At 64.4% G+C, this 23,868-nt stretch carries 19 protein-coding genes; 14 read left to right on the top strand and 5 right to left on the bottom strand.

Annotation, left to right across the window (positions count from 1 at the left end; genetic code table 11):
* Window positions 1-358: 358 nt before the first annotated feature.
* The gene (locus ACIQC5_RS18050) at window positions 359-1,030 is read right to left on the bottom strand and encodes a GntR family transcriptional regulator (protein ID WP_400285423.1); all 672 of its coding nucleotides are present in this window, start codon (window positions 1,028-1,030) and stop codon (window positions 359-361) included.
* Window positions 1,031-1,181: 151 nt separating this feature from the next.
* Between ACIQC5_RS18050 and glyA the strand changes: the two genes are divergently transcribed.
* The 10 genes from glyA (at window position 1,182) to ACIQC5_RS18000 (ending at window position 13,735) form a co-directional block, all read left to right on the top strand.
* Window positions 1,182-2,573 (top strand): serine hydroxymethyltransferase, encoded by a 1,392-nt coding sequence (gene glyA, locus ACIQC5_RS18045; protein WP_400285420.1) that lies wholly within the window; start codon window positions 1,182-1,184, stop codon window positions 2,571-2,573.
* Window positions 2,570-3,790 (top strand): sarcosine oxidase subunit beta family protein, encoded by a 1,221-nt coding sequence (locus ACIQC5_RS18040; protein WP_400285417.1) that lies wholly within the window; start codon window positions 2,570-2,572, stop codon window positions 3,788-3,790. The genes glyA and ACIQC5_RS18040 overlap by 4 nt, the downstream gene beginning before the upstream one ends.
* An 18-nt stretch (window positions 3,791-3,808) precedes the next feature.
* On the top strand, window positions 3,809-4,156 hold the full coding sequence (locus ACIQC5_RS18035; protein ID WP_400285414.1) for a sarcosine oxidase subunit delta: 348 nt from the start codon (window positions 3,809-3,811) through the stop codon (window positions 4,154-4,156).
* Between the two features lie 2 nt (window positions 4,157-4,158).
* Window positions 4,159-7,104 (top strand): sarcosine oxidase subunit alpha family protein, encoded by a 2,946-nt coding sequence (locus ACIQC5_RS18030; protein ID WP_400285411.1) that lies wholly within the window; start codon window positions 4,159-4,161, stop codon window positions 7,102-7,104.
* The gene (locus tag ACIQC5_RS18025; RefSeq protein ID WP_400285408.1) at window positions 7,097-7,741 is read left to right on the top strand and encodes a sarcosine oxidase subunit gamma; all 645 of its coding nucleotides are present in this window, start codon (window positions 7,097-7,099) and stop codon (window positions 7,739-7,741) included. Before ACIQC5_RS18030 ends, ACIQC5_RS18025 begins: the two co-directional genes overlap by 8 nt.
* On the top strand, window positions 7,741-9,144 hold the full coding sequence (locus tag ACIQC5_RS18020) for an L-serine ammonia-lyase (RefSeq protein WP_400285405.1): 1,404 nt from the start codon (window positions 7,741-7,743) through the stop codon (window positions 9,142-9,144). Before ACIQC5_RS18025 ends, ACIQC5_RS18020 begins: the two co-directional genes overlap by 1 nt.
* Before the next feature lie 2 nt (window positions 9,145-9,146).
* Window positions 9,147-10,046: a formyltetrahydrofolate deformylase gene (purU, locus tag ACIQC5_RS18015; protein ID WP_400285403.1), complete on the top strand. Its 900-nt coding sequence runs from the start codon at window positions 9,147-9,149 to the stop codon at window positions 10,044-10,046.
* 215 nt (window positions 10,047-10,261) lie between these two features.
* Entirely contained in the window at window positions 10,262-11,461 is a 1,200-nt protein-coding gene (locus tag ACIQC5_RS18010; RefSeq protein ID WP_400285400.1) for a pyridoxal phosphate-dependent aminotransferase, read from the top strand.
* On the top strand, window positions 11,458-12,417 hold the full coding sequence (locus ACIQC5_RS18005; RefSeq protein ID WP_400285397.1) for a 2-hydroxyacid dehydrogenase: 960 nt from the start codon (window positions 11,458-11,460) through the stop codon (window positions 12,415-12,417). The genes ACIQC5_RS18010 and ACIQC5_RS18005 overlap by 4 nt, the downstream gene beginning before the upstream one ends.
* A gap of 142 nt (window positions 12,418-12,559) precedes the next feature.
* Window positions 12,560-13,735 carry a glycerate kinase gene (locus ACIQC5_RS18000; protein ID WP_400285395.1) on the top strand — a complete coding sequence of 392 codons (1,176 nt, stop codon included), beginning with the start codon at window positions 12,560-12,562 and terminating at the stop codon, window positions 13,733-13,735.
* A gap of 62 nt (window positions 13,736-13,797) precedes the next feature.
* On the opposite strand, the gene ACIQC5_RS17995 is transcribed toward ACIQC5_RS18000, so the two are convergent.
* A complete protein-coding gene (locus tag ACIQC5_RS17995) occupies window positions 13,798-15,285 on the bottom strand; it encodes a PucR family transcriptional regulator (protein ID WP_400285392.1) in 1,488 nt (495 codons plus the stop codon).
* Between the two features lie 108 nt (window positions 15,286-15,393).
* Here ACIQC5_RS17995 and ACIQC5_RS17990 point away from each other — a divergent pair, with 108 nt between their 5' ends.
* Together ACIQC5_RS17990 and ACIQC5_RS17985 are read left to right on the top strand one after the other, a co-directional pair.
* Complete coding sequence (locus ACIQC5_RS17990) at window positions 15,394-16,929, top strand: purine-cytosine permease family protein (protein WP_400285389.1); 1,536 nt, start codon at window positions 15,394-15,396, stop codon at window positions 16,927-16,929.
* Window positions 16,926-17,873, top strand: coding sequence for a polysaccharide deacetylase (locus ACIQC5_RS17985; RefSeq protein WP_400285387.1), 948 nt, complete (start codon window positions 16,926-16,928; stop codon window positions 17,871-17,873). The genes ACIQC5_RS17990 and ACIQC5_RS17985 overlap by 4 nt, the downstream gene beginning before the upstream one ends.
* Before the next feature lie 97 nt (window positions 17,874-17,970).
* Here the strand turns inward: ACIQC5_RS17985 and ACIQC5_RS17980 are convergent, their stop codons facing one another.
* Window positions 17,971-18,474 (bottom strand): DUF456 domain-containing protein, encoded by a 504-nt coding sequence (locus ACIQC5_RS17980; protein WP_400285384.1) that lies wholly within the window; start codon window positions 18,472-18,474, stop codon window positions 17,971-17,973.
* A gap of 277 nt (window positions 18,475-18,751) precedes the next feature.
* Here ACIQC5_RS17980 and ACIQC5_RS17975 point away from each other — a divergent pair, with 277 nt between their 5' ends.
* Window positions 18,752-20,341, top strand: a complete 1,590-nt coding sequence (locus tag ACIQC5_RS17975) for an alkaline phosphatase family protein (protein WP_400285381.1) — start codon at window positions 18,752-18,754, stop codon at window positions 20,339-20,341.
* 101 nt (window positions 20,342-20,442) lie between these two features.
* Here ACIQC5_RS17975 and ACIQC5_RS17970 read toward each other — a convergent pair whose 3' ends face one another.
* Together ACIQC5_RS17970 and ACIQC5_RS17965 are read right to left on the bottom strand one after the other, a co-directional pair.
* Complete coding sequence (locus ACIQC5_RS17970) at window positions 20,443-21,633, bottom strand: NADP-dependent malic enzyme (protein WP_400285379.1); 1,191 nt, start codon at window positions 21,631-21,633, stop codon at window positions 20,443-20,445.
* Window positions 21,634-21,914: 281 nt separating this feature from the next.
* A complete protein-coding gene (locus ACIQC5_RS17965) occupies window positions 21,915-22,511 on the bottom strand; it encodes a TetR/AcrR family transcriptional regulator (protein WP_400285376.1) in 597 nt (198 codons plus the stop codon).
* A gap of 196 nt (window positions 22,512-22,707) precedes the next feature.
* Between ACIQC5_RS17965 and ACIQC5_RS17960 the strand changes: the two genes are divergently transcribed.
* Window positions 22,708-23,835 (top strand): FG-GAP repeat domain-containing protein, encoded by a 1,128-nt coding sequence (locus tag ACIQC5_RS17960; RefSeq protein ID WP_400285373.1) that lies wholly within the window; start codon window positions 22,708-22,710, stop codon window positions 23,833-23,835.
* Window positions 23,836-23,868 lie beyond the last annotated feature (33 nt).

Genomic DNA, 23,868 nt, shown 5'->3' with positions numbered 1-23,868 from the left:
CGCTGCGACACCCTCTTCGCCATGCTCCGCGATGGCAGCCTCTACCACCCCAAAACACCCCAAACCCCTTGACGAACAACATAGGGACACTCTCAGGTGCCACAAGAAAGCCCGACGTCGGCACCCGGTTGGGCGTCGACGTCGGGCTTCAACGATTGATTGTCAGCGCGCGGCCGCGGCGCCGGCCTCTTCAAAGCGGCGCGCCAAAACAGGCGGGACGTGAAAGAGGGTCCACCCAAACACCGCGGGACGTGAAAGAGGGTCCACCCAAACACCGCGGGACGTGAAAGAGGGTCCACCCAAACAGGGCGGGACGTGAAAGAGGATCGGCCCAAACACCGCGGGACATGAAAGAGGGTCAGAGGACCTTGCGGATGGTTTCCTCAAAGCTGACCACGTGATGGAGGGCGAGCTCGGCGGCGCGGTCTTCGTCGCCGTCGGCGATGGCGGTCAGCAGGTCGGCGTGCTCCGAGATGTGACCGGAAACGGACGGCATCTTGTCGAGCATGTGGCACCAGATCCGGGTGGCGAGGTTGTCGTACCGGATGAGCACGTCCTCGAGGTGCGCATTTGCCGAAGCCTTGTAGATCAACCGGTGGACCTGGATGTCGTAGCGCATGAGTTCCTGGGAGGAATTGTCCTGGCCTTCAAGATCGCGAATTGCACCAGCGACAGCGCGGAGCTCTGAACGCATGGCAGGGCTGGCCATGCGGGCAGCCTTCCTGGATGCGAGCGGCTCCAGCAGCTCGCGGATCTCGGAGACCTCCGCGAGCTGGGTAATGTCCACGCCGGTAGCAAACGTGCCGCGCCGCGGATACGACACCACCAGGTGGTCGCTTTCAAGGCGTTTGATGGCTTCACGGACGGGCGTGCGTCCAATGCCGAGTTCGGCCGCGATCTGGCCATCGTTGATCGGGTCGCCGGGCTTGATGTCGAGCATGATGAGCCTGTCACGCAGCAGCAGGTAGGCGTTATCCGCCAGGGACGTACCCTGCGGGGCTGACTCCAGTGCTTCCAATGCGGCGCTCATTGCTCTCTCCCGTTGCTCGTACTTCAGTCTGCTGGATGAGTTACCGCAGACCTGTTGACGACCATGTGATCTTCAACATACTATGGCAACAGTTCTAATATATCAGTTGCCTAACAGTCGGCCACTAGACAAGTACTTGAAGGAGAACACCATGGTTGAACCGCTGATCCGCCCGCTCGCACAGGCGGACCCGGAGGTCGATCAGGCGATCGCCCTGGAACTCATCCGCCAGCAGTCCACGCTGGAAATGATCGCCTCTGAGAACTTCGCCCCCACGGCCGTCATGGAAGCCCAGGGATCGGTGCTGACCAACAAGTACGCCGAGGGCTACCCCGGCAAGCGCTACTACGGCGGCTGCGAACACGTTGACGTGATCGAGCAGCTTGCCATCGACCGCTTGAAGTCCCTGTTTGGCGCGGAATTCGCCAACGTTCAGCCCCACTCCGGAGCCCAGGCGAACGCCTCTGCGATGCACGCGCTGATCAACCCGGGCGACACCATCATGGGCCTGAACCTCGCCCACGGCGGACACCTGACCCACGGCATGCGCATCAACTTCTCCGGCAAGTTGTACAAGGTTGTCCCGTACGGCGTCCGCGAGGACACCCACACCGTAGACATGGCTGAAGTTGAGCGCCTCGCCCTCGAGAGCAAGCCGCAGTTGATCGTCGCCGGCTGGTCCGCCTATTCCCGCCAGTTGGACTTCGCTGAATTCCGCCGCATCGCGGACCTGGTGGGCGCCTACCTGATGGTGGACATGGCCCACTTCGCGGGTCTCGTCGCAGCAGGTCTCCACCCCAGCCCCGTGCCGCACGCCCACATCGTCACGAGCACCACCCACAAGACGCTCGGCGGTCCGCGCGGTGGTGTGATCCTGACCAACGACGCCGACATCGCCAAGAAGGTTAACTCCGCCGTCTTCCCAGGCCAGCAGGGTGGTCCGTTGGAGCACGTCATCGCCGCCAAGGCCGTGGCCTTCAAGATGGCCGCCGAGCCGGAATTCCAGGAACGCCAGGTCCGCGTTCTCGAGGGTTCAAAGATCCTTGCGCAGCGGCTTCTCCAAGACGACGTAGCTGCAGCCGGCATCTCGGTTGTCAGCGGCGGAACAGACGTTCACCTGGTCCTCGCCGACCTCCGTCACTCCGTCCTCAACGGCCAGCAGGCCGAGGACACCCTGCACCGCATCGGCATCACGGTCAACCGCAACGCTGTCCCGTTCGACCCCCGCCCGCCGATGGTTTCCTCGGGCCTGCGCATCGGTACGCCGGCCCTCGCCGCCCGCGGTTTCGGTGCTGAGGACTTCACCGAAGTCTCGGACATCATTGCGACGGCGTTGATCGCCGCAGCGAGCAGCGGCACCCAAGCTGGTACTGAATCAGGCAGCACCGAAGGTGACGTCACCTTGGACGACTCCACCGCCGTCGAACTCCGCCGCCGCGTGACCGCCTTGGCAGAGAAGTTCCCGCTTTACCCGCACCTTTCCAACAACGGCAATGGCGCCGCAACCGAACTCGAAGCAGAAATGATTGGAGCAGCCCAGTGAGTGCAGACCACCTCCCCGAGCACCCGGACTTCCTCTGGCGCAACCCGGAACCGAAGAAGAGCTACGACGCCGTGATTGTCGGCGGCGGCGGGCACGGCCTGGCAACGGCCTACTTCCTGGCCAAGAACCACGGCATGACCAACATCGCCATCTTGGAAAAGGGCTGGCTGGCCGGTGGAAACATGGCCCGCAACACCACCATCATTCGTTCCAACTACCTCTGGGACGAGAGCGCCGCCATTTACGAGCACGCCCTCAAGCTCTGGGAAATCCTCCCGGAAGAGCTCGAGTACGACTTCCTGTTCAGCCAGCGCGGCGTCATGAACCTGGCCCACACTTTGGGTGACGTTCGCGAAAGCGTTCGCCGTGTGGGTGCCAACAGGCTCAACGGCGTGGACGCTGAGTGGCTGGACCCGCAGCAGGTCAAGGAACTCTGCCCCATCCTGAACATCAGCGACAACATCCGCTACCCCGTTATGGGCGCCACGTACCAGCCGCGTGCAGGCATCGCCAAGCACGACCACGTGGCTTGGGCCTTCGCCCGCAAGTGCGACGAACTCGGCGTGGATATCATCCAGAACTGTGAAGTCACCGGCTTCATCAAGGACGGGAACCGCGTCACCGGCGTCCAGACCACCCGTGGAACCATCAACACCGAAAAGGTGGGGCTTTGCGCCGCCGGCCACAGCTCCGTGCTGGCCGAGATGGCCGGTTTCCGCCTGCCGATCCAGTCGCACCCGCTCCAGGCACTCGTGTCTGAGCTGCACGAGCCGGTCCACCCCACGGTGGTCATGTCCAACCACGTCCACGTGTACGTTTCGCAGGCACACAAGGGCGAGCTGGTGATGGGCGCAGGGGTGGACTCCTACAACGGCTACGGCCAGCGCGGTTCGTTCCACGTGATCGAAGAACAGATGGCAGCTGCCGTGGAGCTCTTCCCGATCTTCGCCCGGGCCCACGTCCTCCGGACGTGGGGCGGCATTGTGGATACCACCATGGACGCGTCGCCGATCGTCGGGACCACCCCGGTGGAGAACATGTTCGTCAACTGTGGTTGGGGAACCGGCGGATTCAAGGGCACTCCCGCGGCCGGCTTGACGTTCGCGCACACCATCGCGACTGGCGCCCCGCACAAACTGAACAAGCCCTTCTCGCTGGAACGCTTCGAGACCGGCGCGCTGATCGACGAACACGGCGCAGCAGCCGTGGCCCACTAAGCGAAGGACAGGAAAGACATGCTCCTCATTTCATGCCCCAACTGCGGGCCACGCGACGAAACCGAATTCCACTACGGCGGCCAGGCGCACGTCGCCTACCCGCTGAACCCCAACGATCTCAGCGACCGCGAATGGGCCGAGTACCTCTTCTACCGCGAGAACACCAAGGGAACCTTCGCCGAGCGCTGGGTGCACAGCACCGGGTGCCGGAAGTGGTTCAACATGCTGCGGGACACCGTGAGCTACGACATCCACTCCATCTACGCCATGGGACAGGGCCGACCTGACACCGAATCCGGCCTTGCCCCGGGCGCCTCCACCACACCCACGGCAGCCCCCACATCCACCTCTTCGGAAGGAGTCTAGAAGTGACCAGCCAGAACGCACGCCTCGCCACCGGCGGACGCATCGACCGCAGCATCACTTGGCGCTTCACCGTGGACGGCCAGGAATTCACCGGCCACCCTGGCGACACCATCGCCTCGGCGCTGCTGGCCAACGGCCACATCAACGCCGGCAACTCCCTCTACGAGGACCGCCCGCGCGGCATCATGGCCGCTGGCGTGGAAGAGTCCAACGCCTTGGTCAAGATCGCACCGCGCTTCCCGGGCCACGTTGCCGAATCCATGCTTCCGGCCACCGCCGTGTCACTGGTGGACGGCATGAACGTTGAGCTTCTGTCCGGTTTGGGCAAGCTGGACCCTGCCGAGGACAAAGCGGAGTACGACAAGAAGTACGTCCACACGGACGTCCTGGTGATCGGCGGCGGTATCGCAGGCCTGGCAGCAGCCCGCGAGGCAGTCCGGACCGGCGCCCGCGTTATCCTGATCGACGACCAGCCCGAACTCGGCGGCTCGCTGCTGTCCGGTTCTACGGCCGGAAGCCTCGCAGACCTGGTAGAAGGCAAGCCCGCCTTGGAATGGGTTGCCGACGTCGAGGCCGAATTGGTTTCTGCCGCGGAATGCACGGTCCTGAACCGCACCACTGCGTTCGGTTCCTACGACTCCAACTACTTCATCGCCGCCCAGAACCGCACGGACCACCTGAGCGTCCCGGCCGCTTCCGGCGTCTCCCGCCAGCGCATTTGGCACATCCGCGCCAAGCAGGTCGTCCTGGCTCCGGGCGCCCACGAGCGTCCGCTGGTTTTCGAGAACAACGACCGCCCGGGCATCATGCTCGCTTCGGCCGCCCGCACCTACCTGAACCGTTACGCGGTCGCCGCCGGTTCGCGTGTCGTCATCACCACCACCAACGACTCCGCTTACGCACTGGCGGCAGACCTGAAGGCAGCAGGCGTGGCCGTTGCCGCCGTCGTCGATGCCCGTCCGGAGATCAGCGCGAAGGCAGCTGCCGCCGTCGAGTCCGGTATCCGGGTCCTGATCGGCAGCGCCGTGGCGGACACCAGCGCGGATGCGAATGGCCGCCTGAATGGCGTCACCGTCCGCAGCATTAACGACGACGGCGAACTCACGTCGGGCGTCGAACAGTTGGCCGCCGATCTGCTTGCCGTTTCCGGTGGCTGGAGCCCGGTGGTCCACCTCCACAGCCAGCGCCAAGGCAAGCTGCGTTGGGACGACGAGCTCGCTGCTTTCGTTCCTGCCAAGCCGGTCAGGGACCAGCAGGTTGTAGGCGCGGGCCGTGGCACCTACGAACTGCAGGACTGCTTGGCGGAAGGCATCTCGGCCGGAGCTGCAGCGTCCATCGCAGCCGGTTTCGACTCCGACGTGACCCCGGCACAACTGCAGGCTCCTGTAGCCAGCGCACCGAGCCGCCAGCTCTGGCTGGTCCCCGCCCAGGAGGGCGAGCCCGGCGAGTGGCACCACCACTTCGTTGACTTCCAGCGCGACCAGTCGGTAGCCGATGTCCTCCGCTCCACCGGAGCCGGCATGCGCTCGGTGGAACACGTCAAGCGGTACACCTCCATCAGCACCGCCAACGATCAAGGCAAGACCTCCGGCGTCAACGCAATCGGCGTGATCGCAGCGGCGCTCAAGTTCGGCGGCGCTGAAAGCGTTCCCGGCGTCGGCGAGATCGGCACCACCGCCTACCGTGCACCGTTCACGCCGGTCGCCTTCGCGGCGTTGGCTGGCCGCCAGCGCGGTGAGCTGTTCGACCCCGCCCGCAAGACGTCCATCCACCCGTGGCATGTTGCGCAGGGTGCGCTGTTCGAGGACGTTGGACAGTGGAAGCGCCCTTGGTACTACCCGCAGGGCGGCGAAGACATGGACACGGCGGTCCTGCGCGAATGCGCCGCAGTCCGCGATTCCGTGGGCTTCATGGACGCCACTACGCTGGGCAAGATCGAAATCCGCGGCAAGGACGCGGGCGAATTCCTGAACCGCGTCTACACGAACGCCTTCAAGAAGCTCGCTCCGGGTTCCGCCCGCTACGGCGTCATGTGCACGCCGGACGGCATGATCTTCGACGACGGCGTGACCCTGCGCCTGGACGAGGACCGCTTCTTCATGACCACCACCACCGGAGGCGCCGCCAAGGTGCTGGACTGGCTGGAGGAATGGCACCAGACGGAGTGGCCGGAACTCGATGTTGTCTGCACGTCCGTGACGGAGCAGTGGAGCACCATCGCCGTGGTCGGTCCGAAGTCCCGCGCCGTGATCGCGAAGGTTGCCCCGCAGCTCGCCGAAAACGGTGGGCTGGATGCTGAGGCATTCCCGTTCATGACGTTCCGCGAAACCACGCTGGCGTCCGGAGTCCAGGCACGCGTTTGCCGAATCTCCTTCTCCGGTGAACTCGCCTACGAAATCAACGTGCCATCCTGGTACGGACTCAACACCTGGGAAGCCGTTGCTGCCGCCGGTGCCGAGTTCAACATCACCCCGTACGGCACGGAAACCATGCACGTGCTCCGCGCCGAGAAGGGCTACCCGATCGTCGGTCAGGACACCGACGGCACGGTGACCCCACAGGACGCCGGCATGGACTGGATCGTTTCCAAGGCCAAGGACTTCATCGGCAAGCGCTCCTACCTCCGGGAAGATGCCCAGCGCGAAGACCGCAAGCACCTGGTGAGCGTCCTTCCCGTGGACGGATCCTTGCGCCTGCCCGAAGGCACCCAGCTCGTGGAGAAGGGCATCCCCGTCAACCCGGCCGACGGACCCGTCCCCATGGAAGGCTTCGTGACCTCGAGCTACCACAGCGCCGCGCTGGGCCGTTCCTTCGCCCTGGCACTCATTCAAAATGGCCGCAACCGCATCGGTGAGACCCTGGTGGCCTCGCTGGGAGACCAATTGGTGGACGTGGTTGTTGGCGAAACCGTACTTTTCGATGCTGAAGGGACCCGCAAAGATGGCTGAGACAGCAACACCAGCAGAAACCGCACACGTCGGCCGCGTCAAGGCTGCCCGCCGCAGCCCGGCCGAACACTTGGCCGAGGCTTTCATCTCCGGCTCCGTGCCGGGCACGGTATCGCTCACGGAAATCCCGTACCAGGCCATGGTGGGGATCCGTGTTGACCGGGCGTCCGACGCCGGTAGTCGTATTGCGTCCGTGACCGGCACCTTGCCTGCCGCTTGCGGTGAGGTGACGGTGTCTGGTTCCGTGAGCACGCTGTGGCTCGGACCGGACGAGTTCCTTGTGGTGGCACCCGAGGAAGCCCACGACTCGCTGGGTGGTTCCTTGGTCAGCGACCTGACCACGGCATTGGGCGGCGACGCTGGCCAGGTGGTGGACTTGTCCGCCAACCGCACCACGTTCGAACTCTCCGGAGCCCGTGCCCGCGCAGTGCTTGAGAAGACCTGCGCCTTGGACCTGCACCCCCGCACCTTCAAGACCGGAACGGCGCTGGCTACTGAGCTTGCCCACATCCCCGTGATGCTCTGGAAGGCCTCGGACGAGACGTACCGGATCTTTCCCCGGGCCTCGTTTGCCGATTTTCTGGGACGCTGGCTCCTGGACGCCATGCGGGAGTACGCCTCCGCCGAGGTCCCCTAATGGCACTGAGTGTGCTTGACCTGTTTTCCGTTGGCATCGGGCCGTCGTCTTCACACACGGTCGGCCCGATGCGGGCGGCAAAGCAGTTCACGGACGGTCTTGAATCGTCCGGCCAACTCCAGGCCACGGTGCGCGTCCAGGCTGAGCTCTTCGGCTCCCTGGGCGCCACCGGCCGGGGCCACGGTTCGGATAAGGCCGTGGTGCTTGGACTGCAGGGCCAGTCCCCCGAAACCGTGAATACCCACACGGCCGACGACCAAGTGGCAGCAGCAGCACTCGACGCCGAACTCCGCTTGGGCGGCAGCCACCGGGTGGACTTCAACTGGGACGAAGACGTGGTCCTGCACCGCCGCAAGTCCCTCCCGGCACACCCCAACGGCATGACTTTCCGAGCGCTGGACCACACGGGCAATGTGCTCCGGGAACGCAGCTATTACTCCATCGGCGGCGGATTCGTGGTGGACGGCGACGCTTCAGGCGCCGACAAGGTGGTAGCGGACGACACGGCGCTTCCCTACCCTTTCACCACTGCCGACGAACTGCTGGCCATCTGTGACCGCGAAGGCAAGTCCATCTCGGACATCATGCTGGCCAACGAACTCGTGTGGCGCTCCGAGGAAGAACTCCGTGAACGTCTGCTGGGCATTTGGGCCGTCATGCAGGAATGCGTGGACAACGGATGCTCTGCCGAGGGAATCCTGCCGGGAGGCTTGAAGGTCAGGCGGAGGGCGCCGTCGTTGTTCAAGACACTCGCCGCCACCGACGCCGCAAACAAGGCCGCCGGAGCTGCATCCAATCCTGCAGACCCGCTCCTCGCCATGGAATGGGTGAACCTGTTCGCCCTTGCCGTCAATGAGGAAAACGCGGCTGGTGGCAGGATCGTCACCGCACCGACCAACGGGGCGGCCGGCATTGTGCCGGCAGTCCTGCACTACTACACCAGGTTTGTTCCGGGGGCGAACGACGACGGAGTCGTGCGCTTCCTGCTCGCGGCAGCCGCCGTCGGGATTCTGTTCAAGATCAACGCCTCCATTTCCGGTGCCGAAGTAGGCTGCCAGGGCGAGGTGGGTTCCGCCTGCTCCATGGCCGCCGCCGGCCTCTGCGAGGTCCTCGGCGGAACGCCGGAACAAGTGGAGAATGCCGCCGAAGTCGGCATCGAGCACAACCTGGGCCTCACCTGCGATCCGGTCGGCGGACTCGTGCAGATCCCCTGCATCGAACGCAACGCGATCGCCAGCGTGAAAGCCATCAACGCCGCCCGCCTTGCCCTGCACGGCGACGGCAGCCACAAAGTGTCCCTGGATAAAGCCATCAAGACCATGCGCGAAACAGGGGCCGACATGAAATCGAAGTACAAGGAGACCTCCCGTGGAGGCCTCGCCGTCAACGTAGTGGAGTGCTAGCCATGACTGCCATCCAAACTGAAACCTCTGTTACCCCTGCCGGAAAAACAACCGTGGAGCACGTCCTCACCTTGGACTGCCCCGAAGGTCCCGGAATCGTGCACGCCGTGTCCGGCTTCCTGCTGGAGCACGGCTGCGACATCATCGACAACAAACAGTACGGAGATCGAGCCGAGGCGCACTTCTTCATGCGCGTGCACTTCGAGTCCGACGGCGACACCTCCACGCTTGATGCCCTGCGGGCCGCTTTCGCCCCGGTAGGCGAGAAATACGGCATGAACTGGCAGCTGGAACGTCAGGGTTCCAAGCGTCGCGTCTTGATCATGGTCTCGAAGTTCGGGCACTGCCTCAACGACCTGTTGTTCCGTGCGCGGATCGGCGAACTGCCCATCGAAGTGGTTGGCGTCGTGTCCAACCACACCGACCACCAAGGCCTGGCGGAATGGCACGGGATTCCGTTCTTCCACGTGCCTGTCACGGCTGCCACGAAGCCTGCCGCCGAGGGGCGCTTGCTGGAAATCATCGACGAGTTGAACGTGGAACTCGTGGTGCTGGCCCGCTACATGCAGGTCCTCAGCGACGATCTGGCCCGCAAGCTGGATGGCCGCGCGATCAATATCCACCACTCGTTCCTGCCAAGCTTCAAGGGTGCCAAGCCGTACCACCAGGCGTACGCACGTGGTGTGAAAACTGTGGGCGCCACCGCCCACTACGTGAATGGCGAGCTGGATGAAGGACCCATCATCGCCCAGCAAGTAGTGGAAGTGGACCACACGTTCGGGCCGGACGATCTCGTAGCCGCCGGTCGGGACACAGAATGCAAGGCCCTCAGCAACGCCGTTCGCTGGCACTGCGAAGGTCGGATCATCCTGAATGGGAACAGGACGATCGTGTTGAAGTAGGGCCTTGTTTGCCCGCTTGATGGCGGGCGGCCCGCCTGGTGGCGGGCGCTTCGCGGGTTCGCTGCTCTTCGATGTTTTGGACCATCGGAGGGCAGCGAACCTGCGCTGTCAAAGTGTCATCCACCGGATTTGACCTGATATGCAACTGAAATATTAAGTGATGGGGCCCGTGTCTGCCGGGGATCCTTCATCAACTCAATGAGGAGTGAAACAGCATGCAGCAACTCGCGCACCGGCTCGAACGGCTGGGCACAGAAACCGCCTTCAGCGTCGCCCAAGCAGCGGCCGCCTGGAAGGCGAAGGGGAACCGTGTTTTCCCTTTCCACCTCGGCGACATCAACATCCCCACGGCCCCGCATATCGTCGAGGCCATGACCAAGGCAATCGCTGACGGCTACACGGGCTACTGCCCCGGTCCCGGCATCCCCCAGCTTCGCGAAGCCCTCGCCGAGGACATCGGCTCACGGCGCGGCATGACGTTCTCTGCAGACAACGTCGTGGTGATGACCGGCGGCAAGCCTGTCATCACCAAGTTCCTGCAGGCGGTCATGAACCCCGGCCAAGAGGTCCTCTACCCGAACCCGGGCTTCCCGATCTACGAATCCCAGATCGAGTACCTCGGTGGCACGGCCGTGCCGTACCGCTACCTTCCCACGAGCCAAGGCTTCTCGATCGACCTGGACCAGGTGCGGGCATCGATCACCCCCAACACGGTCGCGATCATCTACAACGACCTGCAGAACCCCATCTCTGCGGAATCCACAGCGGCTGAGCGCGAAGCCATTGCCCAGCTCGCCCAAGAGCACAACCTCTGGGTCCTCTCCGACGAGGCGTACTTCGAGACGCGCTACGAGGGAGTCTCAAGCTCGATCGCGGCCCTTCCGGGCATGGCCGAGCGCACGGTCATCCTCTACACCTTCAGCAAGAAGTTCGCCATGACCGGCTCACGCCTCGGCTGCGCCGTCGCACCACTCGAGATCGCCCAAGTTCTCAGCACGCTCAACACCAACGACGAGTCCTGCACCACGCACTACGTGCAGTGGGCCGGCATTGAGGCACTGCGCGGTCCGCAGGAACCCGTGCAAGAGATGCTCGACATCCTCCGCGAACGCCGGGATGCCGCATGCGAGCTCGTGAATTCCATTCCAGGCATGCACGTCGCCGTGCCACAGTCGACGTTCTACCTGTTCCCCGACGTCACCGACGTCATGGCGAAAATGGGCTACACGGCAGTCGGCGACTTCGCCAGCGACGCACTGTACAAGACCGGTGTCTCCTTCTGCACACGTGAGCACTTCGGCCGACGCCAGCCCGGCGAAGAGCGGCAGTACATCCGCCTCGCCTACTCGGGGATCGACGTCGCCGATATCCGCGAAGGCCTCGGCCGCCTGCGCGATTGGATCGTGGCAGCATGAGCCGGGTCGTCGTCACGGGACGCATCCCCGACGCTGCGATTGAAAAGCTGCGCGCCGAGCACGAGGTCGATGCCTGGTCCGGCCCGGAGTCCATTGGCCGCGAGGAGCTCCTGCGCCGGGTGGCTGGCGCCGATGCGATCGTGAGCCTGCTGACCGAACGCGTCGACGCCGAACTGCTCGACGCCGCGGGCCCACAGCTCAAAGTCGTGGCGAACGTCGCCGTCGGCTATGACAACATCGACGTTCCTGCCTGCACCGGTCGCGGGATCGTTGCCACCAACACGCCCGGCGTGCTCACGGAAGCCACAGCCGACATCGCATTCGGGCTCATCCTCATGGCGACCCGCCGGCTCGGCGAGGGTGAACGGCTCATCCGCTCCGGCCAGGCTTGGAAGTGGGGCATGTTCTTCCTGCTCGGGTCCAGCCTGCAGGGTAAAACCCTCGGCGTCGTAGGAATGGGCGGCATCGGCCAGGCGACGGCGCGCCGGGCCAAGGCCTTCGGTATGGAGATCGTCTACCAGTCCCGCAGCGAGATCGATCCTGCGATCGCCGCCGAACTGGACGCCCGCCGGGTTGATCTAGACGAGCTCCTGGCCGTATCCGACGTCGTCTCGCTGCACTGCCCTTACGGTCCTGCCACCCATCACCTGATCGGCGCCGAGCAGCTCGCTGCGATGAAGGGCACGGCATTCCTCGTCAACACCGCGCGCGGACCGATCGTGGATGAAGCCGCGCTGGCGTCTGCGCTTCGCGAGGGTGCAATCGCGGGAGCCGGGCTCGACGTCTACGAGCACGAACCCCGGGTGCACCCGGAACTGTTGGAGCTCGACAACGTGGCACTGCTGCCGCACCTCGGCTCCGCCACAGTGGAGACGCGCACCGCGATGGCGATGCTCGCCAACGACAACGCGCTTGCCGTGCTCAGCGGCGAACAACCGCCCGCACCGATCGGTTAAGGCGAGGGGCGGGCTGGCTTCCTTGGAAGAATCCGACAGCTGCCCGCCTGCCCACCGACAAAAAGCAAGAATGAGTACGAGCCCCGTCCCGAAGGACGAGGCTCGTACTTTTCTTCACAACCCGTGCTGACAGGACGGACCTATGCGTATTCTCATTGCCCCGGACAAGTTCAAGGGTTCCCTGACCGCTGCGGAGGCTGCCTCTGCCATGGCCGAGGGTGTGCTGCGGGTCTATCCGGATGCGGTGACCACCCAGTTTCCGGTTGCCGATGGTGGTGAGGGCACGTTGGATGCTGCGATTGCTGCGGGGTATGAGGAGCGGAACACCGCTGTTGTTGGCCCGATCCTTCACCCGGTGGGTGCTTCGTGGGCGATCCGCAAGGATGCGTTTGGTGGTGCCACGGCGGTGATCGAGACCGCGCAGGCCTCCGGGTTGGAGCATATGGAGCCCACGCCGGAGAATGCGTTGCGGGCCCACAGCTATGGGTGCGGCCAGCTGGTTGCCGCGGCCCTGGATGCCGGGGCCACTGAGATCGTGCTGGGCCTGGGGGGTTCGGCCATGTCCGACGGCGGCAGCGGCGCGTTGCGGGCGCTGGGGCTCAAGCCCCTTGATGCTGCCGGGAACGTGGTGCCCCTCGGTGGTGGTTCCTTGGCCGAGGTGGTTGCCCTGGATGTCTCGGAGCTGGATCCGCGGCTGTCCACGGCGAGGTTCCGGATCGCGGTGGATGTGCGCAACCCGCTGTTCGGTGCCGAGGGTGCCGCGTATGTTTTCGGTCCGCAAAAGGGCGCGGACGATCCCGCGGTGGAGAAGCTCGACGCGGGCCTGCGGAACTGGGCCTCGCTCCTGCGCGAAGCCACGGGCCGGGATGTCAACGTCCCCGGAGCCGGGGCGGCAGGCGGGTTCCCGGCGTCGTTCCTTGCCTTGACGGACTCCGCGCTGGAAGGCGGGTTCGCTCTGGTCGCCGGGCTGACCGGTCTCGCCGAGCACTTGGGCCAGGCCGATCTGGTGATCACCGGTGAGGGGTCCATGGACGAACAATCCCTCACCGGTGAGGGGTCCATGGACGAACAATCCCTCACCGGCAAAGCGCCGATCGCGTTGGCCGACGCCGCGAGCGTGCATGGCATCCCCGTGGTGGTGGTCGCCGGCCGGATCCTGGTCACACCCGAAGACCTCGCCAAGCACGGCATCGTGGCCGCGGCGCAACTGCTGGACATCGTCCAACGCAACGACGGCGTCCCGGACATCGCCGACGCCGTCGCCAACGCCGCCAAATACCTCACCCGGGCCACCAGCCAAGTGCTCGAAGGCGCCTAAGACCGCAGGCATACTGGGGGCATCGGCCCATCTTCATCGCCCCCGGGCGCGGGCATGTAGCGTCACAGACGGGCCAACCTCGCCGCCAGGTGGAGGGCGGCCAGCCGGCCCGTTCCGCGGGGATCTCCCCCGCACAGTTCAAAAATCCGCTGAAGCCTGTGGTGCATTGACTGCCGCTCCAGGTGCAGTTCGCGAGCGGCTTGGGCCGTGTTGCAGCCTGTGTCCAGCCAGACGCTCAGCGTCAGCAGGAGCTCGGACTTTCTCAGGCGGTCATGCTCGACGACGGCCCCTAGTTGGCGCCGGACGAACCGTTCACGCGTGGCCGCCTCCAGATGCTCCTCGGCGAGGCGTTCCACCGCGAAAGCCTCGGCATCCACCACATCGCCGATGACGGACGCATTTGCACCAGCCGGCACCAGATCCAGGGTGCGACGCGCCTCAGCAAGCGACCACGGCGCCTCAGCAATGCCGCTGCCTGGCGGGCCGACAACCACAGCTGACCCGGCCGTTACCTCCAGCCCCCGAAGCGCTTCCATCAACACAAGCCGACCGGAAGCTCCATCACCCAGCGAAGCAAGCGCGATCAGCTCAGCGTTGTTGGCATAGCTGGCGCTGTGAGGCACGCTCGCATTGAGCAGCGCATCCACGGCCGGCCGCAGGTGCCCCGCGCCCGATGAGCGGATCACCACAGCTGCTACCGGACCGTTCACAGCAAAGCCCGACGCCGGCCCGAGTTGCTGCAGCTGCCACGATTGGGTCCCCGAATTGATGGCACGCATGAGCTCGATGCCCGCCAATTCCTTCAACCCGGGCGGCATCCGCTGCAGCAGCGCCAGGCCAAGGATGTCCACGGAGCGTTCGCCTGCCACCCGCGCGAGGGCACTGTCTCCGCCGTCGGGCACTTCGAGCTCGAGGCGCGCGGCAAGGACGCCACGGACGGGCACGTCAACGGTGGTGACGGTTCCGCCGTCGTCCGAGAATGAGGTGCCACCTGCGGCGCCGAGCGTCAGGCCCGACGGCGATACCAGCCTTGCGCCGGCACCGGTCCTTGCCGCCAAGACAGCAAGGAGCTGATCGAGTCCGGCACCATGGGCGAGTTCTGCTGCCATGGCATGGCTGGCCTGGTCACCACGCTGCAGCAGTTCCACGGACTCGCTGACGAGCAGTGAGTTGATGGCCTGGGTAACGCCCACGAACGGGATCACATGGCGCAATTCGATCACCGGCAGGCCGGCTTGCTCGGCAACCTCCAACATACGCGCCGGGACCACTGGCCACGCCGGACTTGTCTCCAGCGCCAAGGCTGCGATACCCCTTGCGGCAAGTTCGCGAACGTAGCTGGCCTGCCGTTCAGCCGTTTCCAACGCGAGCGCCTGGCCGCCGCTGAGCAGCAATTCACCGCCGCGCAACAGGGGCGCGATGTCCAGAACCTCGCTGGAATGGACCCATCGGACGGGTCGGGAAAGGGCGTCCTCCACTGCATTGAGCAGCCGTGGATCCGCAGCTTTCAGCGTCGCGTGCTCCAACGCCTCGCCCAAGAGAATAGGCATGACACTCCGTAATGTTGAAGAGAGTTTCTTTAGACACATCGTATCTTGTTGCTGTGATCTGTGGCACATAACCTGAAAGGGTCCCTTTCACACACGGAGGCTCTCCCCATGCAAGACAACCTCTCCCCAGCGCCATCAAGTTCAGCGCAGACAGGATCAGCGCAGTCAGGTCCGGCAACGGCGCCGGACCATGACAGCGAAGCCTGGCTGCAACCCATCCCCGAGTCAGACCGCACACGCAAGGTTTCCGGACAGTTCTGGATCTGGGCCGGCGCAAATCTGGCTCCCATCAACTGGGTGCTGGGGGCACTCGGAATCCACCTCGGCCTTGGATTCGCCGACACCGTCATTGTCCTGGTCCTGGGAAACCTGATCGGCATGCTGCTGTTCGGCTGCTTCGTCCTCCTGGGCCAGAAGACCGGCGCCACCGGCATGGTCCTTGCCCGTGCCGCCTTTGGCCGCCGCGGCAACTACCTTCCGGCAGCGATTCAATCCCTTTTGGTGATCGGGTGGTGCGCGGTCAACACGTGGGTCATCCTGGACCTGGTCATGGCCCTCTTTGGAACATTGGGCTGGGTTGATCCGACCGCCCAAAACTACGGTTGGAAGATTGGTGTGGCCACCGCGATCATGGCCGCCCAGGTCGCCATTGCCTGGTTCGGCTACAAAGCGATTGCCACCTTTGAAAAGTGGACTGTCCCGCCCACCATCATCATCCTGGCTATCATGTCCGCCGTCGCGTGGTTCGGCATGAAGATCGATTGGGGCTACGCAGGTCCCGCCGGCAACATCCTGGAAGGTTCCGAGCGGATCGCAGCCATGACAGCCGTCATGACCGCCATCGGCATCGGGTGGGGCATCACCTGGTTCACGTACGCTGCCGATTACTCGCGCTTCGTCAGCACGTCCGTTCCCAAGCGCAAGGTCTACCTGGCGTCCGTTCTGGGCCAGTTCATTCCGGTCGTCTGGCTCGGCGTCCTCGGCGCGAGCCTCGCGACCAACAGCGGCGAGATCGACCCCGGCAAACTGATCGTCCAAAACTTCGGCACCCTGGCACTACCCGTTCTCCTCATGGTGCTGCACGGCCCCATCGCCACGAACATCCTGAATATCTACACCTTCTCCGTCACCACGCAGGCCCTCGACATCAAGATCAATCGCCGCAAACTCAATCTTTTCGTAGGCGTCTTCTCCCTGCTCGCCGTGGTCTTCTTCATCTTCCAGGAGGACTTCGCTTCGGTCCTGGATGCTTGGCTGATCGGATTGGTCGCCTGGGTGGCTGCCTGGGCCGGCGTCATGCTGGTGCATTTCTTCTGGCTCGAGAAGCGTTGGCCCGGCAAAGTCGAACGGTTATTCGACGGCGTCGGAACGCACAGGCTTCCTGCGGTCAACTGGGCCGGAATCGCATCCCTGCTGCTCGGGATCGTAGCTACCTGGCTGTTCATGTACGGCCTCATCCCCATCATGCAGGGTCCCATTGCGGTGGCCCTTGGCGGCTGGGACCTCTCGTGGCTGGCCGGCGGACTCACCAGCGCAGCCGCCTACGCAATCATGGGCCCGAGGGTCCACCGAAAGTTCTTGCTCGCCGATTCAAACCACGTGCCAGCCACGCAGCAGGCAGTTCCCGAAAGGACCACAGCATGAACCAGCAAGCCTTCGCTGATTCGCTCCATCCGATCACGTGGCCCGAGGGCTACCATGCGGCAGCGTCCTTCACTTTCGACGTCGACGCCGAGTCCTGCATGATTGCCCACGATCCTTCCAGCACGCGGCGCATGTCCCTCATGAGCCACCAGTCGTACGGCCCCAAGATCGCCGTGCCGCGCTTGCTGCAGATCCTGGACCGCCAAGACATCAAGGGGACGTTTTTCATCCCCGGCTTCACGGCGGAAAGCTACCCCGACGTGGTCCGGCGGATCGCGGATGGCGGACACGAGATCGCCCATCACGGCTACCTTCACGAGCCAATGCAGGGCATCGACGCCGCCACGGAAGCCAGCTACATCGACCGCGGCCTGGAGGCCCTGGCCAACGTTGCCGGCGTTCGCCCGGTGGGCTTTCGGGCGCCATGGTGGGAGTTGAACTGGCAGTCACCTGCGCTGCTCGCCGACCGCGGGTTCCTCTACGATTCAAGCCTGCTCGACGGCGATGCCCCCTACCGCATGGCAGTTGCCGAGGGCGACTCGCGGGACATTGTGGAGATCCCGGTCGACTGGGCATTGGACGACTGGGAGCAGTACGGGTTCTATCCGGGAGTCACCGGCAGCGGAGTGATCGAGAGTCCGGCCAAGGCCCTTGAAATGTGGATCCTCGAAGCACAGGCGCACCATTCCCAGGGCAGTTGCTTCGTCCTGACCAACCACCCGTTCCTTTCGGGCCGGCCCTCCCGCGCGGTGGCGTTGGAGCAGCTGATTGAACGGGTCAAGGAGCTGGACGGCATGTGGGTCACCACGCTTGCCGAGATCGCCCAGCACACCAAGGACACCGTGCAGGAAGTCCACACACACGCCAGGATCGACGTCCCACAATTCCCTGGAGCCGGTGCAACGTTCCGCCCCGCACAGGTCCAGGTACCACTCCTCCACTAACCGGGCAAAGACCTCCGAACCCTTCCGCCGAGATGGCACTTCACCCCCATGTTTGGGCTTGAAGTGCCATCTCCGCGCATGCCTTGCGGGAAGTTGCCTAACCGCTCACGGCGTTGATCCACACCCCGATAATCCACGTGCTGGCCGCGGCGCACGCGAGTCCGAATTCCACCAGGATGCCGATGCCGGTTGCCTTGAGGGCGGCGCCGCTGGACTTCAGGGCCGCAGGAAAGTTGCGTGTCCGCTGGACCTCGCTGAGGAGAAGCCCGACGGCGAACGCCACCAGCAGCCCAACCACAGGGATGACGAACATCCCCACCACGCCCAGGACCAGGCCGACGAGGACCGATCTGTTGGGAATGCCATGTTCTTTCAGCTTGCGTCCGGTAAGCACCGCGCTTGCCGCCATTCCGGCCACCACGAACACCAACCCGATGCCGAAGACCACCCAGCCGAGCGCGCCCGCTCCGCCCCAGATCGCCCACGCCAGCAAGCTCACGCCGATCAGGATGCTGCCCGGAAGGATGGGAATGATGGTCCCCGCGACACCCACTGCGATGGCAAGGCCGCACAGGATGGTCACAACGATTTCGGCGTTCATGGCCCCAAGTCTAGGTGCAACCCCAAGAGCATCCGCGCCCGCCTCCCGGTGGCCCGGGACCACAGCAGGCTGTATGAACAACTTTCCCCGGCAGTCCATCGAGGCTGACGGCAGCATTCGTTATGCCCCGGGAAACAGGACATTAACTCATCGATAACTTGTATATACAGGTGGCTTTTTTCCTTGTTTGACCCCTTGAGCTGGGGCAGGGTTGAGGACGTACCCCGCCCGGCATTCAACTGCCGGGACATCACTCGGACCTACTTTGGAGAGACTCTTGGACAACGCCCGTCCTTTCCGCACAGCCTTGGCAACTGCCGCCCTCACGCTCGCAGCCGCCGTCGTACTACCGTCCGCGGCAGTAGCCGCGCCGCCCGCAACGGAAACTCCGGCCGCAACGGAATCTCCGGCCGGACCTGAAACGTCGAACGCCACCGGCCGCCACGCAACCGCGGACTACGCCGGCCTCCCTGATGGCACCAAGCGCAAGAAGACTTTGGTGATCGGCATCGACGGTGCCACTTTTGCCAAGTTCGGCGCAGCCGGCCTGCCCACCATTCAAGGCCTCATGGACTCCGGCATGACCGCCACCAGCAACCTCTACGCAAACCCGATGGCGCCCACCAGCTCCGGCCCGGGATGGACCAGCATCGCCACCGGCGTGTGGCCGGACAAGCACAACGTAGTGGATAACAACTTCACCGCCCCCAACTACACCCAGTACCCGGACTACATGAGCCGGCTCGAGGACGCCAAGCCCAATGCTTCGACGCTGGTAGTGGGAACATGGTCGCCCATTCCGGAGAAGGTATTCGGCGAGAAGGTAGACCTCAGGATCGCTGGAGGCGACGACGCCGGCACCACAGCCAAAGCCGTGGACTACCTGGCCAACGGCAACCCTGACAGCACCTTCATTCATTTGGACGAGGTGGACGGCGCGGGGCACTACTACGGCACCGAACACGAGGCCTATCTGGCCGCCCTCCGAACAGCGGATGGCCACGTTGGCGAGATTCTCAACGCCGTCAAGTGCCGCCCCGGCTACAACTCCGAGGAGTGGCTGACGGTGATTGTGGCCGATCACGGCCATGCGCCCGGCGGCGGGCACGGCGGCAACACCCCGGCTGAGCGCCAAACGTTTGTCATCGCCCAGGGCAAGGGCATTGAAGCCGGCACCGTCCGCAACGACGTCAAGATCACGGACATCGCACCGTCGGTCCTGAAGCACGAAGGCGTCAAGCCCGACGCCGCCTGGAACCTGGATGGACAGGCGTTCGCTGCCATCGAGCCGGACGCCTTCGACTCGCTGCGGGACAGCCTGCAGACCCGGGTGGACGAAACCGCGCCCGCCGCTGACGTTAACGGCTGGACCACCACTGCACCTGAAGGCTGGACCATCGACAACTCGGCCATGCCCGCCGGCGGCGTGACCGAATGGCGTGGCTGGTCTTTCGCCACCGACGAGTTCTGGACGAACACCGACCGCAACCAGGGCCGCGAAACGTCCGTCCGCAACCGGAACGTGTTCGCCGTGGCCGACTCCGACGAATGGGATGACAAGTCCCACGCAGCCGGACAGTTTGACTCCACGCTCATCAGCCCCGACTTCAAGGTCAAGGGCGGCAAGGCCGCAACGTTATCCTTCGCGTCGAACTACAGGATCGACGGACCGCAAAGCGGCGAGGTCTTCGTCAGCTTCGACGGCGGCGCACCGCAGCTCGTGAAGGCATACACCGCCAATTTCAACGGCTTCGAAAAACTCACCATCGACGTCCCTATGGGCACCAAGAAAGCCAAGATCAGCTTCCGCTACACCGGCACCAACTCTGCCTTCTGGACTGTTGACCAGGTGACGCTGGCCCGCTGACCCGGCCGCGGCTGACTTAAAACGAAGAACGACGGCGACGCTCCCCGGCACGGGAGCGTCGCCGTCGTGTGTCGTGCGATGGTAACGCTATTCAGCCAACCCTATTCAGTAACGGCTGCGGCAACTGCAGCGGTGACTGCCGGTGCCACGCGGGCATCCAGCGGGCTCGGCACGATGTAGTCGGCGGAGAGGTCCTCTGCGGCCAGCTCAGCGATGGCGTTCGCTGCGGCGATCTTCATGGCGGGCGTGATGCGGCGGGCACCGGCATCCAGTGCGCCGCGGAAGATGCCCGGGAAGGCGAGAACGTTGTTGATCTGGTTCGGGAAGTCGCTGCGGCCGGTGGCAACAACGGCCGCGTACTTCTGGGCAACCTCGGGGAGTACTTCCGGGTCCGGGTTGGACAGCGCGAACACGATCGACTGGTCATTCATGAGCTTCAGGTGCTCTTCATCCAGCTTGGAGGAGGACACACCCACAAAGACGTCGGCTCCGGTCAGTCCCTCGCCCGGACCGCCGCTGATGCCGCGCGGGTTGGTGCGCTGGGCCATGCGGGCCTTGACGCTGCCGGGATCGGCCGCAAGATCGGCACGGTCAGCGTTGACCACGCCCTTGGAGTCGAGCAGGATGACGTCCTTGATGCCAACAGCAAGAAGAATCTCGGCAATGGCAATGCCTGCGGCACCGGCGCCGGACACGACCACCTTGAGGCCTTCGAGGTCGCGCTGGGTCACCTTGGCAGCATTGGTCAGGGCTGCAAGAACCACGACGGCGGTGCCGTGCTGGTCGTCGTGCATGACCGGGCAGTCGAGGGCTTCGATCAGGCGCTCTTCGAGTTCGAAGCAACGCGGAGCAGAAATGTCCTCGAGGTTCACGGCGCCGAAGCTCGGGCGGAGGCGGACCAGGGTCTCGATGATTTCGTCCACATTGGTGGTGTTGAGCACCAACGGGATGGAGTCGAGGTCGCCGAAGGACTTGAACAGGGCAGACTTGCCCTCCATGACCGGCAGCGAGGCGCTGGGGCCGATGTTGCCGAGGCCCAGAACGGCGGTGCCATCGCTGACCACAACAACCAGGCGCTCGGCCCAGGTGTGGGTGCGGGCGAGCTCGGGGTTTGCGTGGATTGCGCGGCTGACCTGCGCAACGCCGGGGGTGTACGCGATGGAAAGGTCACGCTTATTGTTCAGCGGAACGGTGCTGGAAATGGTCAGCTTGCCGCCCTCGTGGGCTGCGAAGATCTCTTCTTCGGTCAGAACCAGGGCGTCGTTGTCAGTAGCGATTGTCTCAATGGACACGTCTTTGTCTCCTCAGGCTAGCCGTGGACCCACGGCATGATTCGGGCAGGAACAGAACTGCTGTTGCGGACCAAGGGTGGCTGGTCCGGCGTTGCTTCTGCAGATAGGGGGCTGCTAGCCGCTTCGGTATTTCCAGCCTAAGGAACGATGGAGGGTACAAGATTCAATACCAAGAGAGACGATTCGAGAGTAAAACGTTTATCCTGCCATAGATGTGCGCTACGTCACGCAAAAAATCGCATTCTTGAGGCCCAGTGGTCTAGACCGCTCGGCACAAATAGTCACTCTCCGCCGAGGAGGCTGCACGCTTTCTTGAGGTCCTTCTCTGCTTCGAACAAGGACAGGCGACGACACCGGACCGCCTGGACCAGACCACTCACCAAGTGCAGCAGAATCCGCGCCTTCGCGGCATCGCCACTGAGGGCGCCGACTACTTCCCCGGACAAAGCGTCGATCTCACGCAGCAGTTGGGCGGTGTCGCTGTCCTTGCCGGCAGGCCGGATCAGGCAGTGCTCAACACCGGGCTGCATGACGCGCAGATGGAAGATCTCCATCACCAGGCCGGACAAGGCGTGGCCGCGTTCCTGGCGTTGTTTGATGCCATCCTTCAACTCGCGCAACTGCTGCCTGTACACGGCCAACATGAGGTGGGCTGTGGAGGGAAAGTAGCGGTACAGCGTGCCAAGCGGGACATCGGCCCTGGCGGCGACGTCGGAGAGGCTCAGCGTGTCGAACTGGCGCTGGGCAAAACCGGCGGCGGTCTTCAGGATTCGGGCATAGCGCAACAGCTGACGCGGCGTAGTCGGCGCGGCAACCATGCGGGGCAAGCCCGTGGTCAGATCAAGGGAGTACGGTTCCAGTGAGTTTGGTTCGGACATTTCCGGCGATCTCTTGGGAGGCTGGCAAGGAAACGGCCTGCCAAAGTCAAAGGACCCCGAGGCTGGCCGATCGCATCAATGATACGGGAGCAAAATGACCGTTGGCTGAGAGGGGTCTCATGCCGGTCCCGGAAATCAGTGAATGCCGCACATACACTGCAGGGAAGCCACAGCACCACACGGGAGGAACACAAGCATGGGGAATTTTCGACGCCGGATGGCAGCGGCGCTGCTGACCGCCACAGTGGCGGCCATGGCACTGAGTCCCCTTCCGGCGTCGGCCGCTGTCAGCGACGGCCCGGACCCGATCGTCAACGGCGAAGCCTTCGTCGGCAAAACGCTGACCACCGAAATCGGCCCCTACACCTACTACGGCTGCGGCGGCGGCAAAGGCCCGGACTTCACCATCTACTGGACCCGGGACGGGTTCCTGGTGGCCGGCGAAACCGGACGGACGTACATCCTTGAGCCGGCGGACACCGGCGCCCGCATGGCCGCGCACGTCACCGCGAGCAAGACTGCCTGCGGAGGGGAGTCGCTGCACAGCGCCGAGACCGACCCCGTGGGCGCAGCCAACCGGGCCAGCGGCTTTACCGGCCGTTCCTTCGAACTCCTGGCCCGCGCCAATGACGGGTCGCTCCAGCTGTACGGCCGCAAAGGCAACGCCTGGGACCCGGCCCGGACGGTCGGTTGGGGTTGGAACGTCTTCAACCTGGTCCTCTCCCCCGGAGACTTCAACGGCGACGGCAAGAGCGATGTGATCGCCCGCGATGCCGCCGGCACGCTCTATCTGTACGCAGGCGATGGCACCGGAGGTTGGAAGCCGGCCCAAACGATCGGCAAGGGCTGGAACGTTTTCGACTCGATCGTCAGCCCCGGAGACTTCAATGGGGACGGCGCCAACGACATCCTGGCCAGGGAACCCGGCGGCGCCCTCTATCTGTATCCGGGCAACGGTTCCGGCGGCTGGTTGGCGCGCACCGCAGTCGGGCAGGGTTGGCAAGTGATGGACGCGCTGCTGACACCGGGCGACTTCAACGGTGACGGCAACGTGGACGTGCTGGCGCGGGACCGCTCCGGGTATCTGTATTTCTACGGCGGCAACGGTTCCGGCGGCTGGACCCGGTCGTGGCTGATCGGGGTCGGCTGGAACGCCCTGAAGATGGCAGGCGCGGCGGGTGACTTCGACAATGACGGCTTCAATGACGTCTACGGCGTCGACCAGCAGGGCCGCCTGGTGATCTACTACGGCAACGGCCGCACCGGCTGGCGAGGGTCCGACGTCGTTGGTTCCGGCTGGGGCGTCTTCACAGCAATCTTCTAGAGAAAACCCAGCCGCGGTACCATTAACCGCATA

It is taken from the genome of Paenarthrobacter sp. NPDC092416, assembly GCF_044755025.1.
Classification (GTDB): domain Bacteria; phylum Actinomycetota; class Actinomycetes; order Actinomycetales; family Micrococcaceae; genus Arthrobacter.
This window is presented reverse-complemented; position numbering and strand designations above follow the sequence as displayed.